Source organism: uncultured Streptococcus sp. (assembly GCF_963525625.1).
Taxonomy (GTDB): domain Bacteria; phylum Bacillota; class Bacilli; order Lactobacillales; family Streptococcaceae; genus Streptococcus.
This window is the reverse complement of sequence record NZ_CAURLD010000002.1, coordinates 116,566-130,102: the sequence shown is the minus strand read 5'-3', so window position 1 is coordinate 130,102 and position 13,537 is coordinate 116,566. Positions and strand designations below refer to the sequence as shown.

At 43.7% G+C, this 13,537-nt stretch carries 15 protein-coding genes; 1 reads left to right on the top strand and 14 read right to left on the bottom strand.

Annotated features, from left to right (window positions below; genetic code table 11):
- From RYK49_RS01740 to RYK49_RS01705, 8 genes are all read right to left on the bottom strand, one after another.
- Positions 1-867 carry a kinase gene (locus tag RYK49_RS01740; RefSeq protein ID WP_314830398.1) on the bottom strand — a complete coding sequence of 289 codons (867 nt, stop codon included), beginning with the start codon at positions 865-867 and terminating at the stop codon, positions 1-3.
- Positions 860-1,954: a threonine-phosphate decarboxylase CobD gene (gene cobD, locus RYK49_RS01735; RefSeq protein ID WP_314830397.1), complete on the bottom strand. Its 1,095-nt coding sequence runs from the start codon at positions 1,952-1,954 to the stop codon at positions 860-862. The genes RYK49_RS01740 and cobD overlap by 8 nt, the downstream gene beginning before the upstream one ends.
- Before the next feature lie 63 nt (positions 1,955-2,017).
- Positions 2,018-2,452 (bottom strand): EutP/PduV family microcompartment system protein, encoded by a 435-nt coding sequence (locus RYK49_RS01730; RefSeq protein WP_111676956.1) that lies wholly within the window; start codon positions 2,450-2,452, stop codon positions 2,018-2,020.
- A 39-nt stretch (positions 2,453-2,491) separates the two neighbouring features.
- Entirely contained in the window at positions 2,492-3,808 is a 1,317-nt protein-coding gene (locus tag RYK49_RS01725; protein ID WP_268689840.1) for a haloacid dehalogenase-like hydrolase, read from the bottom strand.
- A 307-nt stretch (positions 3,809-4,115) separates the two neighbouring features.
- Positions 4,116-4,838: a hypothetical protein gene (locus RYK49_RS01720; RefSeq protein WP_314830396.1), complete on the bottom strand. Its 723-nt coding sequence runs from the start codon at positions 4,836-4,838 to the stop codon at positions 4,116-4,118.
- A 24-nt stretch (positions 4,839-4,862) separates the two neighbouring features.
- Positions 4,863-5,162, bottom strand: coding sequence for a hypothetical protein (locus RYK49_RS01715; RefSeq protein WP_314864673.1), 300 nt, complete (start codon positions 5,160-5,162; stop codon positions 4,863-4,865).
- Between the two features lie 99 nt (positions 5,163-5,261).
- Positions 5,262-5,669: a hypothetical protein gene (locus tag RYK49_RS01710; RefSeq protein WP_314830394.1), complete on the bottom strand. Its 408-nt coding sequence runs from the start codon at positions 5,667-5,669 to the stop codon at positions 5,262-5,264.
- 277 nt (positions 5,670-5,946) lie between these two features.
- Positions 5,947-6,603, bottom strand: coding sequence for a lantibiotic ABC transporter permease (locus tag RYK49_RS01705; RefSeq protein ID WP_314830393.1), 657 nt, complete (start codon positions 6,601-6,603; stop codon positions 5,947-5,949).
- A 182-nt stretch (positions 6,604-6,785) separates the two neighbouring features.
- Here RYK49_RS01705 and queG point away from each other — a divergent pair, with 182 nt between their 5' ends.
- The gene (gene queG, locus RYK49_RS01700) at positions 6,786-7,928 is read left to right on the top strand and encodes a tRNA epoxyqueuosine(34) reductase QueG (protein WP_314830392.1); all 1,143 of its coding nucleotides are present in this window, start codon (positions 6,786-6,788) and stop codon (positions 7,926-7,928) included.
- A gap of 32 nt (positions 7,929-7,960) precedes the next feature.
- Here the strand turns inward: queG and RYK49_RS01695 are convergent, their stop codons facing one another.
- From RYK49_RS01695 to nikA, 6 genes are all read right to left on the bottom strand, one after another.
- Positions 7,961-8,536 carry a flavin reductase family protein gene (locus RYK49_RS01695; RefSeq protein WP_314830391.1) on the bottom strand — a complete coding sequence of 192 codons (576 nt, stop codon included), beginning with the start codon at positions 8,534-8,536 and terminating at the stop codon, positions 7,961-7,963.
- A 52-nt stretch (positions 8,537-8,588) separates the two neighbouring features.
- Positions 8,589-9,299, bottom strand: a complete 711-nt coding sequence (locus RYK49_RS01690; protein WP_314864670.1) for an ATP-binding cassette domain-containing protein — start codon at positions 9,297-9,299, stop codon at positions 8,589-8,591.
- Positions 9,286-10,077 carry an ABC transporter ATP-binding protein gene (locus tag RYK49_RS01685; RefSeq protein ID WP_314830389.1) on the bottom strand — a complete coding sequence of 264 codons (792 nt, stop codon included), beginning with the start codon at positions 10,075-10,077 and terminating at the stop codon, positions 9,286-9,288. The genes RYK49_RS01690 and RYK49_RS01685 overlap by 14 nt, the downstream gene beginning before the upstream one ends.
- Positions 10,065-10,871 carry an ABC transporter permease gene (locus RYK49_RS01680; RefSeq protein WP_314830388.1) on the bottom strand — a complete coding sequence of 269 codons (807 nt, stop codon included), beginning with the start codon at positions 10,869-10,871 and terminating at the stop codon, positions 10,065-10,067. The genes RYK49_RS01685 and RYK49_RS01680 overlap by 13 nt, the downstream gene beginning before the upstream one ends.
- Positions 10,864-11,805, bottom strand: a complete 942-nt coding sequence (locus RYK49_RS01675; protein ID WP_314830387.1) for an ABC transporter permease — start codon at positions 11,803-11,805, stop codon at positions 10,864-10,866. The genes RYK49_RS01680 and RYK49_RS01675 overlap by 8 nt, the downstream gene beginning before the upstream one ends.
- A 91-nt stretch (positions 11,806-11,896) precedes the next feature.
- Entirely contained in the window at positions 11,897-13,504 is a 1,608-nt protein-coding gene (nikA, locus tag RYK49_RS01670; protein ID WP_314830386.1) for a nickel ABC transporter substrate-binding protein, read from the bottom strand.
- Positions 13,505-13,537: the final 33 nt, after the last annotated feature.

Here is a 13,537-nt window from a genome sequence, read left to right as displayed (position 1 = left end):
CTAGTCTGTCTCCTCCCTGACCGGCTGCACCCCTTCAAAAATAATCCTGCTCAAGGTCCGAGTCTGATAATAAGCCCCACTGGCTGAGCGAGCTAGTTCAGCCTCTAACTGAGGCAAGACTTCTAGCTGTTCCCTGCTCAGCAACAGACCAACCAATGTACCACTATGGGCAACATTAAGGCCTAAACACTGGTATTCTTTTACCAAAGCCAGTAATTCTTTCAGATAGGGTTTGGGTAGCCGTTGGTTGTTCAACAAAGCACTATAGCTCGCTAAATGGCCAAGTTTTTCCAAACTCTTCTCCTGACAAGCCTCCTGAAAGAGAGGAAGCAAACGCTTAGACTCCTCAGCCGGATAGCTAGAACTGTCCTTCATCCGAACCAAGTCAAGAGTTGTCACCATTTCCACAGGCTCCAAGATATAGACATAGAGCTCCGGTTGCCAGTCTGTCTGCCAGACCACTTGACCAGTCAGGGGCTCAATGACCGTCCAGTCCGCAAAAGCCACCGAGTCAGTAGGCTCAATCTTGGCACAGAGACGAGTCAAATCTGCCGCTCTCAGAGGCTGCTTTTGTCCCAGAGCAGCTGCCTGCAGGCAGCTAACCATATCAGCTGTGCTGCTAGAATAGCCCTTGCTGATAGGCAGGTCTGACTCCTGAACAAAAGAGAAAGCATTGGCCACAGGCAGGAGCTTCAAAGCTCGCCGTACCTTTTCACCTTGGGCTTGCCTTGCGAGAGACGAAGCTCCATCCAATATCACTCGACTTCGCTTCTCAATCCCATAGGAGAGCAGGACCTCCTGCTCTCCTACTAAACCTTGAAATAATTCACCGCAGGAACCCGGACAGGAAACAATTCCCTTAGTCATAAGGAGCCTCTTTCGCCAAGACCTCTGTCAGACAAGCCAGAAGCTGTTCATTTTCCTGATGGCTGCGGATGGCTATGCGGTAATGCCGGTCTGTCAGATCATGATAATTTTGACAGGAACGAATAAAAATCTTTCTCTGCCGAAGCTCCTGACGCAGGTCCTGCTGCCCCAAATACTCAAAGAAGATATAGTTGACACTAGGCTTGACCGGCCGAATCTGTGAAAATGCAGTTAGTCCTTGAAAAAGGAAATCTCTTTCTACTCGAAGCCACTGCTTGGTAGCTTGCTGATAGTCCTGATCCTCCAAAAGGACAGGCAGGGTGTGATCCGCCATAGCATTGACCGACCAAGGAGCGCGGCTCCCCTCTATCTCATCAAAGCAAGTTGGATGACAGCTGAGAGCATAGCCCAATCTCAGACCAGGAATGGCATAAAACTTAGTCAGAGACCGCACCACTACTGCATTTGGATAGGTAGCTAGACAGGAGACAAAGCTATAGTCCTCCTCATCGTCCAGAAAGTCCATAAAAGCCTCATCCAGTATCAAAAAGATTTGCCGCTCCTGCAGGTCCTCAGCTAGCTTTTCTAACTCAGTACGCCGAATCAAGGTACCCGTCGGATTATTAGGATTGCAGATGAGCACAGCGTCTCCTGCAGTCAGTGAATCCAAGGCTGGCAACATGTCAGCTAGATTCCACTCATAGGATGGAGAAGGTAGGCTAAAGCGCTCCACCTTGGTCTGCACTTGCAAGAAGGCTTTTTCATATTCCATGAAAGTAGGGCTCAGAGTCAGGACCGTTTTTGGACGCAGGAAGCGGGCCAGCTCATAAAAGACTTCTACCGCACCATTTGCCAGCAGGACATTGTTCTTTTCTAGGCCATGATGATGTGCCAAAAGCTCTCTAGAGCGGCTGTAGCTGATGTCTGGATAATGAACCAGCCAATCAATGGACTCGGTCAGACAAGCCCTCAGCCGCGGAGAAATCCCCAAAGGGTTGATATTGGCACTAAAATCCAGACAGTCTTCTAGAGAAAAACCAAATTCCTCAGCCAAAGCTGCCGCATTTCCACCGTGCTCTACTTTCATAAATAGACATTCCTTCCTCGTTTCCTTGTTAGAATCTAGTATACCATATTCGGCTTTTCGTCCCTAGTCTGCCTCCAGATAAGCCTGGAGACGGTCAATTCCTTCGTTTTCCGTCGCTGATATTTCAAAAATTTCCTTGGCTCCAGCCGCTTTCAGCTGCCGCCGTGCTTTTTCGATTTGCTCTGGCTGTTTAGCCATATCAATCTTGGTGACAATGCCAATCACTTCTTTATTGAAGAGGGAAGAAAAGCCTTGAGGAAAGGTCTGCATCTGATTGGAAGCCGCCACCAAGAGACCAATCACATCAGCTTCTGTTGCTGTCACGTTCAGAGCATTATAATACTTACGATGCTGGAGAAATTCTCCGGGCGTGTCAATGATGGCATCATAGAACTCAATAGCCTGAGTCTTAAAGTAGCTTAGCTCCAAGCCTTTCAGTCGCTGGGTCAGAGTAGTCTTACCCACTCCGACTGGACCGACAAACATGATTTTTTTCATATCTTGCATCCATTCCTCTCTATGACAGGGAACTGCCTGCTATCTGCTTAGCTGGGCTTCCTTACTATCTAGTTTGATAGTTTCCCTGCCGTTGAGCAGTACACCTTTATTTTCATCGCGGCCTTGCAGGTAGTAAAGGGCATCTTCCTGACCGTAAGTTTCAATTGCCTTAGTTTGCAAAAGACCGATTCCCTTGCTAGGATCTCTCAGAAGATTGAAGATGATACCCATTTGCAGTTTAGGGAAATCCTTGAGCATAGCATAGTCACCATTACTGTCACCAGCAATCAGGATTGGTTCTTGATTGTCATGATTGACAGCAATCAACTTCTTGATGGTCTCTGTCTTGCCCTCACCTTGAGTCTGAGCATAGTTGGTATCGTATTCCGGCTGAATCACACCCTTATCATCCTTTTTCAGGCGCATACCAGTAACATTTTCTTTAGGAATATTGTAGCCATACTTAGAATTGCTAGCATAAGGGATAATCACATCGATATAAGACGCTGAGCAGATATAGACATCAATGCCGTTAGCCATCAGAGTCTTATAGAGATTTTGCATTTCCTTGACTGAGCGAACACCGCGCTTGAAGGTCACAGTGATTTGGCCTGACTCACCTTTCAAGCCTTCTGGACTTTCCCAAGTTTCAGAAGTTAGCTTGTCTTGAAGAGCCTGGTCAATAGACTTTTCAGATAGGGCTTGAACTTCTTCAGAAGTCATACCTGCATAGAGGTAGGTCACCCATGGATAGCTGATGTCAGAGCTGAAGGTATCACCAATCGCTTCGTAAAGATAGCGGAGTTTAGCAGCAAAGTCTTGGTATTCATCGGTCTTTTTGACTTCTTCCAGAGACTTGTCCCCTTGCATTCCCTTATAGCTATTGTAAATAGCTGTGTAGTCAGAAAGCAAGTCGGCCGCAATCTTGTCAATGTTCACTGGTTCACCATCTTTGTTATGGAAATCTTCAACAAAATCGTCGCTCGGTATATTGGTCCGCACTGCTTGATCAAATTCTTCCGGCGTCATTTTAAAGGCCAGATTTTCAATTTGATAGGTAAAGGTTGCTTCGCCAATGTCGTTAATAACGGTCGTATTGTCCCAGTCAAAGACGGCATAAGGTTTTTTATTTTTATCGTAGGTAGAGCTGGTGTTCCCATTCTCCTTGATGAGCTTGGTCAGGCGGGCATAAAGCTTGTCTTCCCAGACGCCCTTATCCAAAGTCTTAGCCTTGTCCTTATCCGTTGTCTCTGTCTTAGCCGAGGATGACTCCGTCGTCGTCTTATTATTCCCCGCTTGACAAGCTCCCAGAAGCAAAGCCAAACTACAAAGCAGCACAATTCCTTTTGTCCGCATAGAAACAATCCTCCATAAAAAAATAATAGTGCGCAAAAAAATGGCATAGAAAACCCCTTTGATTCTGAAACACTCGCTTCATTGCGATCAAATCAGGCTTCCTTGCCATTTTCTATACTGTTATTATATTATAAACTATCTGATTGACTTTGTCAATGAAGCGCTTTCAAATCTGTAAAAAAATAAAGGCAGAGAAAAATTATTTCTCTGCCTTAGCAAAGTTTTAGAATATAAACGCTATAAATGTTTAACTACATAGGACATATTCGGAACACCACTCAACTTTTTGTCAGTTACTAAACATACCTCAAATAAGTTCATCACTTTTCGGATGCTTCCTTATATAAATAGCTGCATAAACCGCATCTACCATAACAGCTGGCAAAGTCAAGGTAAATAAAATTCCCAATAAAATACCAAAGGCATTCTGAATATAGCCTGTTAGGAGGGAAGGAATGATTGTTGCCCCAGCAAAAGCTATAGCAAAATTATTCCACCATGTTTTCTTTCTATCTCCCTCTTTTACTTGATTAAAAGCCCAGACTTTCCCCTGATTCTTTGGGAGGTAGTACCAAGCATAGAGGCCACAAGCAAAGATAAAAAGTAACAACATTGGTATAACATAAAATAGACTCAAATCTGAATCATAGACAGTTCGTGCACTAATAGAATCTCCGTTTGAGATGAACATCAATAATCCGATAAAGGTTAGGCAGACCAGTACTGTCCAGGACACTAAAGCAATTAAAATATAAGTCAACGACTTAAAGCGATTGATTAAAGAGTTAAAACAAGCAAAAAAAACACTAGTCACATTAATAATAATGCATATAAGAAATACTTCTTTAATAGTGCCAATATTATCCTCATAGCCCCCACCAAAATATAAAAATAAACTAATTGGTAAGCTAATCCATGGATATAATTTAATATAACCTAAACTGACACCATGTGTGATCAAAGGGCCATGGTATCTTTCTCTTTCTATGTTAGTAATCTTCGCTTTATCTTTTCTATTTATCTTTACCATTAAAGAAACAAACCTCCTTCTGTTTTAAGCCATCAATGTTTTTCTCAACACCTCTTTTGCTTGTTGAACAATAAATAACTGTTCGTTCTCTTTGGCCAATTCCTCAAAATAAGTCAGCGCCTTTTCTTCATCATGATTGAGCTGCGCATTTATGCCTTTGTAGTAAAGATTAAACAAATAAGAAAACCTGTTTTTAGCAGTATGAGTCTCAAAAAAGGAATTAGGTTGTTTATTTATTACTAAATCATGAATCGCCTGCATTTCTTCTAGCAAAGAATCTTTGAGCTTTAAAAGAGACTTTCTATTTTTCGCCACTCCTTGCAAACGAGACAGCCAATATTGATACTTCTCTTCGTCTGCTAAATGAATAGAACACAGTATCAATTGTCTAAAAATCGTTAGCTGTCTAAAAGTAGTTACTTTCTATAAACTATGATTTGAAATCATTGTTTCCAATATACTCAGAGCATCTTTAAATCTTCCTTCGGCAAGCTCTATCCTACATTTTCTAAATGTAGTAAAATAAATGGTTTCCGCTTTTTTCCCAAGTTTGCAAATCCCTACAAAGTATCTATAGGCATCCAAATCAATATCCTCTAAAAATAGATTATTAGTCCGAATACTCAATTGTATACCACAAAAGATAAGATAAGCCAAAAGAGAGAGATAAATTATCCAAAACAATACGCTAATATGGGGGAGGCCAAGCCATATATACCCAAGCCATATATAAAATAAGAAAATCCAAAAAATAATACCATAAATCATTTGATAAATACTTTTTTTCTTCAATGCTTTATAGCGCTGCTCACCAGTTCCTTGTCTTTGCATCGGCTGACTCCTTCTATCGTTGATTTTCCCTTAACTTGAGTTTCTTGTAGCGATTACTACCTTTCTGATCAAAAAGAATTATACTATAGTAATATCTTTTCTTCAATTCGCAACTCCTGTATTGATATTTTTGTTTCTTCTAAACATCTCAGCATAATTATTATCCATTTTAAATTTTTCTTGATAAACAATCCAGTTATAGCGGATGCATTGACATTTACTTCTTCACTCTTAATAAAAAAAGGGAAATCGTTTCTTCGACAATCCCCCTTCAATTCTACCATTTATCAGGCACTTGATTTCTCCAGCCTGTGAAAACTTGTGCATAGCCCAATAGATACAAGGGCGTCAATGCAATGCTCAAGCCTACTAATGCAATAATCATATAGATTCCTGACAGCATAAACAGGCGAGTGATGACTGCTACTCCTGCTGACAGGCAGCACAGGACGATGGCGTGAATCTGCAAAATGTTGATCTTTTGTTTCTGTTCAAAATATCTCAATTTTGAAACAATCACCATCTGATAGAGCAAATTGATCAGCTGGTAAGACAAACTGAGTATGATAAAAATCAGGAAAAATGCTAAGTAGTTCTCACCAAAAAAGATGGAGCCCCAAAAAAGCAATTCAAAATGCAGAAATAGGTAAGAACTGGTCGGAACGACCTGCAGCACCTTGGTATCAAAAAACTTTTGGAACAATAAGAAGGCTAGCAACAAGATAGCGATGTGCCCAATAGTAAACTGCATGACCATCATGCTCCGCTCATGCATCTCACCGTGTAGGAAAATCGAAACGATAAATACCAGCGAGATAAAAAATAACTCAATCAAACCGGCTTTATAAAAATCCAAATTTCTGATTGGACTATCATCCGTAACAAGAACGTTCAAAAATTCATAATATCTCTTTTTCATTTTGTAAACTCCCATTGTTTATCTTTATAAAATTTCCCCTAAACTTTGCGGAATTTTCTATAAAAAAATTCCACATTTCATTATATCATATAGGCTATAGGATTAGGAAGTCTTATAAAATATTGGTATATCTATATAGGAGACAACCCTTTCTCAATTATTCGCCAAGTTGGCATTTTTCCGTTATAATAGTAAGGATGAAGATCAAAGAAGAAATTATTAATTTAGCAAAAGACATTGGGATTTCTAAGATTGGCTTTACGACAGCGGATGATTTTGACTATCTGGAGAAGTCGCTGCGCTTGGCTGTAGAAGAAGGGCGAAATTCAGGATTTGAGCATAAGAACATCGAGGAGCGAATTAAGCCCAAGCTGAGTCTAGCCTCTGCCAAGACTATTATCTCTATCGCAGTCGCCTACCCCCACAAGCTCAAGCAGCAACCTCAGAAAACAGCATACAAGCGGGGGAAATTCACCCCTAACAGCTGGGGACTGGACTACCACTATGTCCTGCAGGACAAGCTGGATCGGCTTGCCAAGGGAATCGAAGAGCTGACCGCTGACTTTGAATACAAGGGTATGGTGGACACGGGCGCCTTGGTCGATACTGCTGTAGCCCAAAGAGCAGGAATCGGCTTTATCGGCAAGAACGGTTTGATCATCTCCAAGGAATTTGGCTCCTATATGTTTTTAGGAGAGCTCATCACCAATCTGGACATTGAGCCTGATCAGCCCGTCGACTACGGCTGCGGAGACTGCAATCGCTGCGTGACAGCCTGTCCTACTTCCTGCCTGATTGGCGACGGCAGCATGAATGCCAAGCGCTGTCTGTCCTTTCAGACTCAGGACAAGGGCGTCATGGATTTGGAATTTCGCAAGAAGATTAAAACGGTCATCTATGGCTGCGATATCTGTCAAATCTGCTGTCCTTATAATAAAGGCTTAGACAATCCGCTCGCAACAGAAATTGACCCCGACCTTTCTCATCCGGAGCTCCTGCCTTTCTTGGAGCTTTCCAACGGTCAGTTTAAGGAGAAATTCGGTCATGTGGCCGGCAGCTGGCGGGGGAAAAATATCCTGCAGCGCAATGCCATTATCGCTCTGGCAAATGCCAATGATCGCTCTGCTATTCCCAAAATGCTGGAAATTATCGACAAGGGGCAAAATCCCATTCATGTCGCTACAGCTATCTGGGCTCTGAGTCAGCTGGTGCGTGAAGTCCATCCCGAAATGATAGAACTAGTCATGGGCATCAAAAATCCAACTCCGCAAATCCAAGAAGAGCAAGGCCGTTTCCTAGAGAAATTTGGCCTAGAAGAAAAACTTGTGATAGAAAACTAAACCGCTGAGACGTAACTATCTCAGCGGTTTCTTTATTTTTCTTCTTGTTTGCGGATTTCTTTTATAATGGAGCCCATCTTGACCGACTCGTCGTTAAAATAGCGGTAAAGCCGGCCATCTCCATCTCCCATGTAGCTGATAGGAGAAAAGCGGTCACTGCGGAAAGCGTCATTCTCATCAATCAAGTCTTCATCAACCACGCGCCGAGTGACACGGGCAATGACATTGGTCAAGGCACCGCATTCGACCATATCCAGCACCTGACACTCAATGGATACAGGGCATTGGTCTACCAGCGGCGCATCCACGGTCTCGCCAATTGTGTAGCTGAGACCGGTCAGGGCAAACTTGTCCTTGCGGCTGTTGAAGCCAGCAATTTCAGACTCTTTGGTCAAATCCTTCTCAGGGACATTGACAGTGAATTGCTTGTGCTTGGTAATCTCTGTAATGGCATTCCCCTTGGTACGCATGGCAATAACCATCATACTGCCCAAGGAATAAACCGAGCTTGAGGTTGAAATATTATAGCCGTGCACATCGTCCTTATAGCCTAAAAAGAAGACTGGAAAGCCGAAGTAAAGTTTTCTCGTTTCAAAAGTACGTTTCATATATGTTCCTTTATGTTTAATTTTAAAATAGATCAGCTAGTTAAGATATTCGTCATCTGAAATGTCCCTTGTCGCCTATCAATTTTTTTGTCACAGGGTGATGAGCCTGGATAGGAAGCTCAAAGTCCTTTATCTCATCGACGATTTCCCCATCTGCCATGACCAAAATCCGATGGCAGAGAGCGTAGCTCAGCTTGAAGTCATGCGAGATAAAAAGATAGGTCAGCTGGTATTTCTCCCACAAATCATACAGGAGGCGTAACAACCTGCCTTGAACAATGGGATCCAGACCGCTCAGAGCCTCATCAAAGATGAGAATATCTGGCTTTAAGAGCAGGCCGCGGGCGATGCAAATCCGTTGGAGCTGGCCACCACTGAGCTGGCGTGCCGGCTGACTCAGAAAGCTTTTGTCCAGGCCGACATCTTCTAGAATGGCTTCTATCTCTTCTCTAGCAACATCCTTTGGCAAGGCTTCTGTCAAGACCTGCTCGACTGTAAAGTGCGGATTGACCGAATGAAGAGAGTCCTGAAAGACCAGCAAGATTCTTACCCCTGACTTTTTGACTGAGTAGGGCTGGCCATCCAGCAGGATCTCACCCTGGCTAGGTTTTTCTAGACCAATCAGCAATTTAGCCAGGGTGCTCTTGCCACTGCCACTCTCGCCCATTAGACCAATCATTTCACCTTTATGGACGGTGAAATCACAGTCTTTGACAACCATTTTACCATCGAATTTTTTAAAAACATGTCTACATTCCAGCATCGTCTTTCACCAACCGTTCGTAAGGATTTCCTAAGATAAGGTCTTGGCTATAGGATTGCTCAGGGCTTTCAAGGAGCTTGGCCACTAGCCCTTCCTCCATGATAGCCCCTTGGTACATGACAAGTATCTTGCCTCCTAGCTCTCGCGCCAAATGATAATCATGGGTCACTGTGATGAGTGTCTTGCCTTTAGCCAGCTGCTCCTTTAAGATGAGGATAATCTGCTCGCGATTGTGGATATCCAGCGCTGAAGTAGGCTCATCCAAAATGATGGTCTCTGGCTCTAGGCAAAGCAAGATAGCCAGCATGACCCGCTGCAACATACCGCCACTGAGCTCAAAAGGATATTTCTTCAACAGTTCTTCCGGCTCTCCCAGTCGCACCTCTTTCATGGAAGCTACTGCCTTATCTATACAGGCGTCTTTTGAAATCTTGCTATGGCTGCGCAGGGTCTCCCAAAAGTGACTTTGAATAGTCTGAAAAGGATTAAACATAGCCATAGGATTTTGCGACATGTAGGCCACTTGACTGCCTCGTAGCTGCTGCCAAGCTTTGAGAGAATCCGGCTCCAAAGTCATGGTGTCGTAGTGAACTTCTCCTTGCAGGCTTAAAGATGAAGGTAGCTGCCCAATCAATATCTTGGTTAAGAGGGTTTTACCAGAACCACTCTCCCCAATAATGACCAGAGACTGACCTGCCTCCACTTCAAAGCTGATGTCCTGCAGAATGGTCTTTTGCTCGATTTGGGCTGTCAGTTTCTTTACTGCTATTTTTTCCATATCTGTTTCCAGCCTTTCTCTTCAAAGCATTCGGCAAATAGATTAAAGGCGACCACCGTCAGAAAGATAGCCAGTCCGGGCGCCAACATCATCCAAGTTGCCGTTTGAAAATGGCTTCTAGCATCATGCAGCATCATGCCCCACTCGGTAATGTTGGGCTGGACACCGATTCCCAGAAAGGAAAAGCCAGAAATCATGAGAATGATATTCCCGATATTCATCAGCACAATAATCAAAATAGGCTTGTAGATAAAGGGCAGGATATGGGTTTTGAGGATATGAAACTGAGAGAGTCCCATAGTCTGGGCAGAAATGACATAGGCTTCCTCCTTGGCACTCTTGACCAGATTGGCCGTCACCCGAGCATAGTAGACCCACTCTATGATGACAATGGCTAAAATCATATTGGTCATTCCCTGTCCCAATATCCCAACGGTAGCTAAAGAGAGCAGGAAGCTTGGAAAGGCAGAAATAACATTTGCAAACCATAAGAAAGTCGCTTCAGCCTTTCCTTGGTACCATCCAATCAGCAAGCCGACTGTCACACCGATAACCACTTCCAGCAGACTGATGGTCAGGGATAAGAAGAGGGAGTAACGAGCCCCATGCAGCAGACGAGACAAGACGTCTCTGCCCAGCTGATCGGTTCCCAGCAGATGAACAGCATCAGGCGGCATTAGTTTGTTTGAGATTTCTACATGCTGGGGATCAAAAGAAGATAGATAGGGAGCAAAGAGAGCGCAGATGAAGAGGGCCAGCAAAATGACACTTGAAAAAATAAATCGTTTAGACATTGCTCCTCCTTTTTCTGACTCTAGGGTCTATCCAGAGCGGCAGCTGCTGGGTTAGAATATTATTTCCCAAGAATAATAGACCAAATAGCAGCATACAGCACTGAATAATCGGCAGATCCACAGCCTGCAGCGCATCTACAAAGAGAGAGCCGACACCGTTCCAAGAGAAGACTTCCTCGACAATCAAGGAGCCTGTCAGGAGATAGACCAAGGTCAGGCTCAGGCCTGTCGCAATAGCTGGCAGGGAATTTCTCAAGAGATGATTCTTGACCAGGAAGAACTTGCTGACTCCGCGCAGGAGGGCATTTTCGACATGGACACTTTTCATCTGCTCGATCACGGCCTTGCGAATCAAGGCGGTATATTGGCCAATCAAAGACATGCCAAGGCTCAGACTGGGAAGTATCAAGCTGCTAAAATCCTGCTTGCCCGAAACCGGCAGCCATCTGAGCTGAACAGCAAAAACTACAATCAGCATGTAGCCTAGCCAAAAGCTGGGCATGGAAACGCTGGAAAAGGATAGGAAGCGAACGACCTTATCAAAGAGAGAACCCTTGTAGACCGCACTAAAAATTCCCAAAGGAATGGACGTAAGCAAAATAAGAGCAAAGGATGTCAAGCCCAGAGAAAGGGTCGACTGGAAACGCTCCAGCACCAAGGGCAGGACAGGAACCTTTAATAGATAAGACGTCCCAAAATCCCCACGAAGGGCCTTAGTCAGCCAACCCAGATACTGCTGGGGCCAAGGTTGATTGAGGCCCAGATATTCTCTGGCTTTTTCCAAGGATTGAGGAGTCACTTGAATCTTAGATACCCTTAAATAATTTTCTGCTTGATCCGCCGAGGATAGCTTGGCCAAGAGAAAGGTCAATACTGATATCATCAATAGGGCAGCAAAGAGAGAAACTATTGTTTTAAATAAATCTTTTTTCATAGTCCTTAAAAGAAAAGGGGCGGCTGATAAGCTTTTAACCTTATCAGCACTACTCCCTTTATATGCAAATTTTTATGTATGAAGTTAGCTTTTATTTTTTCTCAATGTAGCGCAGCGGGAAGGCATTTTCCTCTGGAGCAAAGCGCATGCCATCGAGTTCTCCCTTACGATAGACAGAGACAACAGATTGGTAAGTGATTGGGATATAGATAGCTTCATCATGGAGCATAGTGAGGACTTTCTTGTAGCCTTCATCAACTTTTGCTTCGTCTGGCTCAACCAGAGTCGCCTTGATAATGCTGTCCATTTCTGACTTAGATGGCAGAGCTTCCAGGGAAACATTTTCTGGGTGACCATGGTCTGCTGGTGAAGTCAGGGCAGTCATCCAAGCATGCGGATCCCACGGTGCTCCCCAAGAATAAGTCAACATCAGGTCAAAGTTTCCTGTCTTGGCATTTTCCCAGTAGTCATCTTCTTCCATAGCTTTAAGCTGAACGTCGATTCCGATTTTCTTCCATTCGCCTTGGAAGTACTCAACTAAGTCCTTGTCTGTCGCCTTAGACGAGATATAAGGAACATTTAGGCTTAATTTCTTGCCGTCTTTTTCGCGGATACCGTCAGAGCCTTTCTTCCAGCCTGCTTGATCCAGCATCTTTTCAGCCAGCTCGATATCATACTCATACGGAGTCAGATTGGCATCAGAGTGCGGTGTAGACTTAGAGAAGATGGTGTCAGCTGGTGTTTCTGTTCCGCGGAAAATGTTTTTCGCGATAGACTTCTTATCAACTGCATGGTTCATCGCCTGACGAACAGACTTGTCTTTGAAGATTTCTTGCTTGGCATTCAAGAGCATGAGGCGGCTGGACATTGGCTGAGATACGTCTGTCGTGTACTTGTCATCCTTGGCATACTTGGCAAAGTTATCCAGACCAATAATGCCATTTCCATAGATTAAGTCAACATTGCCAGACTCAAACTCAAGAGCGCGGGTTTGTGGATCTGGGATAATCTTGACCGTTACTTCTTTCAGTTTAGGCTTTTCACCCCAGTAGTTTTCGTTACGGGTAAAGGTGATGTACTCATTTGCCTTCTTGTCTTTGACAACCCATTGACCAGTTCCGATTGGCTTTTTGAGGTTGTCCTTAGTCGTGTCGTCTCCGTCAGGGAAGGCAGCGTCAGCTACGAAACGGATCGGACGAATCATTGATAAATCATAGAGAGTCGCACTGTAGGCTTGTTTGAGCTTGATCTCAAAGGTATGCTCATCTACAACTCGATAGCTTTCCAGTTGGTTAGTAAAGTCAAACCATGTGTGGTTCTTCTTATTTTCCTCTGAAAAGACTGTATCGAAATTGCGCTTGACATTCTCTGCGTTAAAGTCAGAATCGTCTGAGAATTTTGCCTTTCTCAGCTTGAAGGTATAGGTTTTACCATCTTCGCTGATATCCCAGCTTTCAGCCAAGGCTGGCTCGATTTTCCCATTGTCACCGTAGCGGACAAGGCCTTCATAGACCATATCTTGAATGACAAATTGGTCTGGATTGTAGCGGTGAGGATTGACATCCCCAAAGTCCTCTCCCCAGACCATAGTGAGTTTGTCTTTCTCATTGGCTTGTTTGGAAGAATTTGAGTTTTGCTGGCAGGCTACCAAGAATAAAGGCAGCAAGAGGACAACTAATAAAAATAATTTTTTTCTCATTTTTATTGAATCACTTTCTTGTATTCATATTTT

What these genes read in the sequence shown, in the direction of transcription:
- RYK49_RS01740 (WP_314830398.1), bottom strand. Translation starts at nt 867, where the DNA reads ATGACTAAGGGAATTGTTTCCTGTCCGGGTTCCTGCGGTGAATTATTT.
- cobD (WP_314830397.1), bottom strand. Translation starts at nt 1,954, where the DNA reads ATGAAAGTAGAGCACGGTGGAAATGCGGCAGCTTTGGCTGAGGAATTT.
- RYK49_RS01730 (WP_111676956.1), bottom strand. Translation starts at nt 2,452, where the DNA reads ATGAAAAAAATCATGTTTGTCGGTCCAGTCGGAGTGGGTAAGACTACT.
- RYK49_RS01725 (WP_268689840.1), bottom strand. Translation starts at nt 3,808, where the DNA reads ATGCGGACAAAAGGAATTGTGCTGCTTTGTAGTTTGGCTTTGCTTCTG.
- RYK49_RS01720 (WP_314830396.1), bottom strand. Translation starts at nt 4,838, where the DNA reads ATGGTAAAGATAAATAGAAAAGATAAAGCGAAGATTACTAACATAGAA.
- RYK49_RS01710 (WP_314830394.1), bottom strand. Translation starts at nt 5,669, where the DNA reads ATGCAAAGACAAGGAACTGGTGAGCAGCGCTATAAAGCATTGAAGAAA.
- RYK49_RS01705 (WP_314830393.1), bottom strand. Translation starts at nt 6,603, where the DNA reads ATGGGAGTTTACAAAATGAAAAAGAGATATTATGAATTTTTGAACGTT.
- queG (WP_314830392.1), top strand. Translation starts at nt 6,786, where the DNA reads ATGAAGATCAAAGAAGAAATTATTAATTTAGCAAAAGACATTGGGATT.
- RYK49_RS01695 (WP_314830391.1), bottom strand. Translation starts at nt 8,536, where the DNA reads ATGAAACGTACTTTTGAAACGAGAAAACTTTACTTCGGCTTTCCAGTC.
- RYK49_RS01690 (WP_314864670.1), bottom strand. Translation starts at nt 9,299, where the DNA reads ATGCTGGAATGTAGACATGTTTTTAAAAAATTCGATGGTAAAATGGTT.
- RYK49_RS01685 (WP_314830389.1), bottom strand. Translation starts at nt 10,077, where the DNA reads ATGGAAAAAATAGCAGTAAAGAAACTGACAGCCCAAATCGAGCAAAAG.
- RYK49_RS01680 (WP_314830388.1), bottom strand. Translation starts at nt 10,871, where the DNA reads ATGTCTAAACGATTTATTTTTTCAAGTGTCATTTTGCTGGCCCTCTTC.
- RYK49_RS01675 (WP_314830387.1), bottom strand. Translation starts at nt 11,805, where the DNA reads ATGAAAAAAGATTTATTTAAAACAATAGTTTCTCTCTTTGCTGCCCTA.
- nikA (WP_314830386.1), bottom strand. Translation starts at nt 13,504, where the DNA reads ATGAGAAAAAAATTATTTTTATTAGTTGTCCTCTTGCTGCCTTTATTC.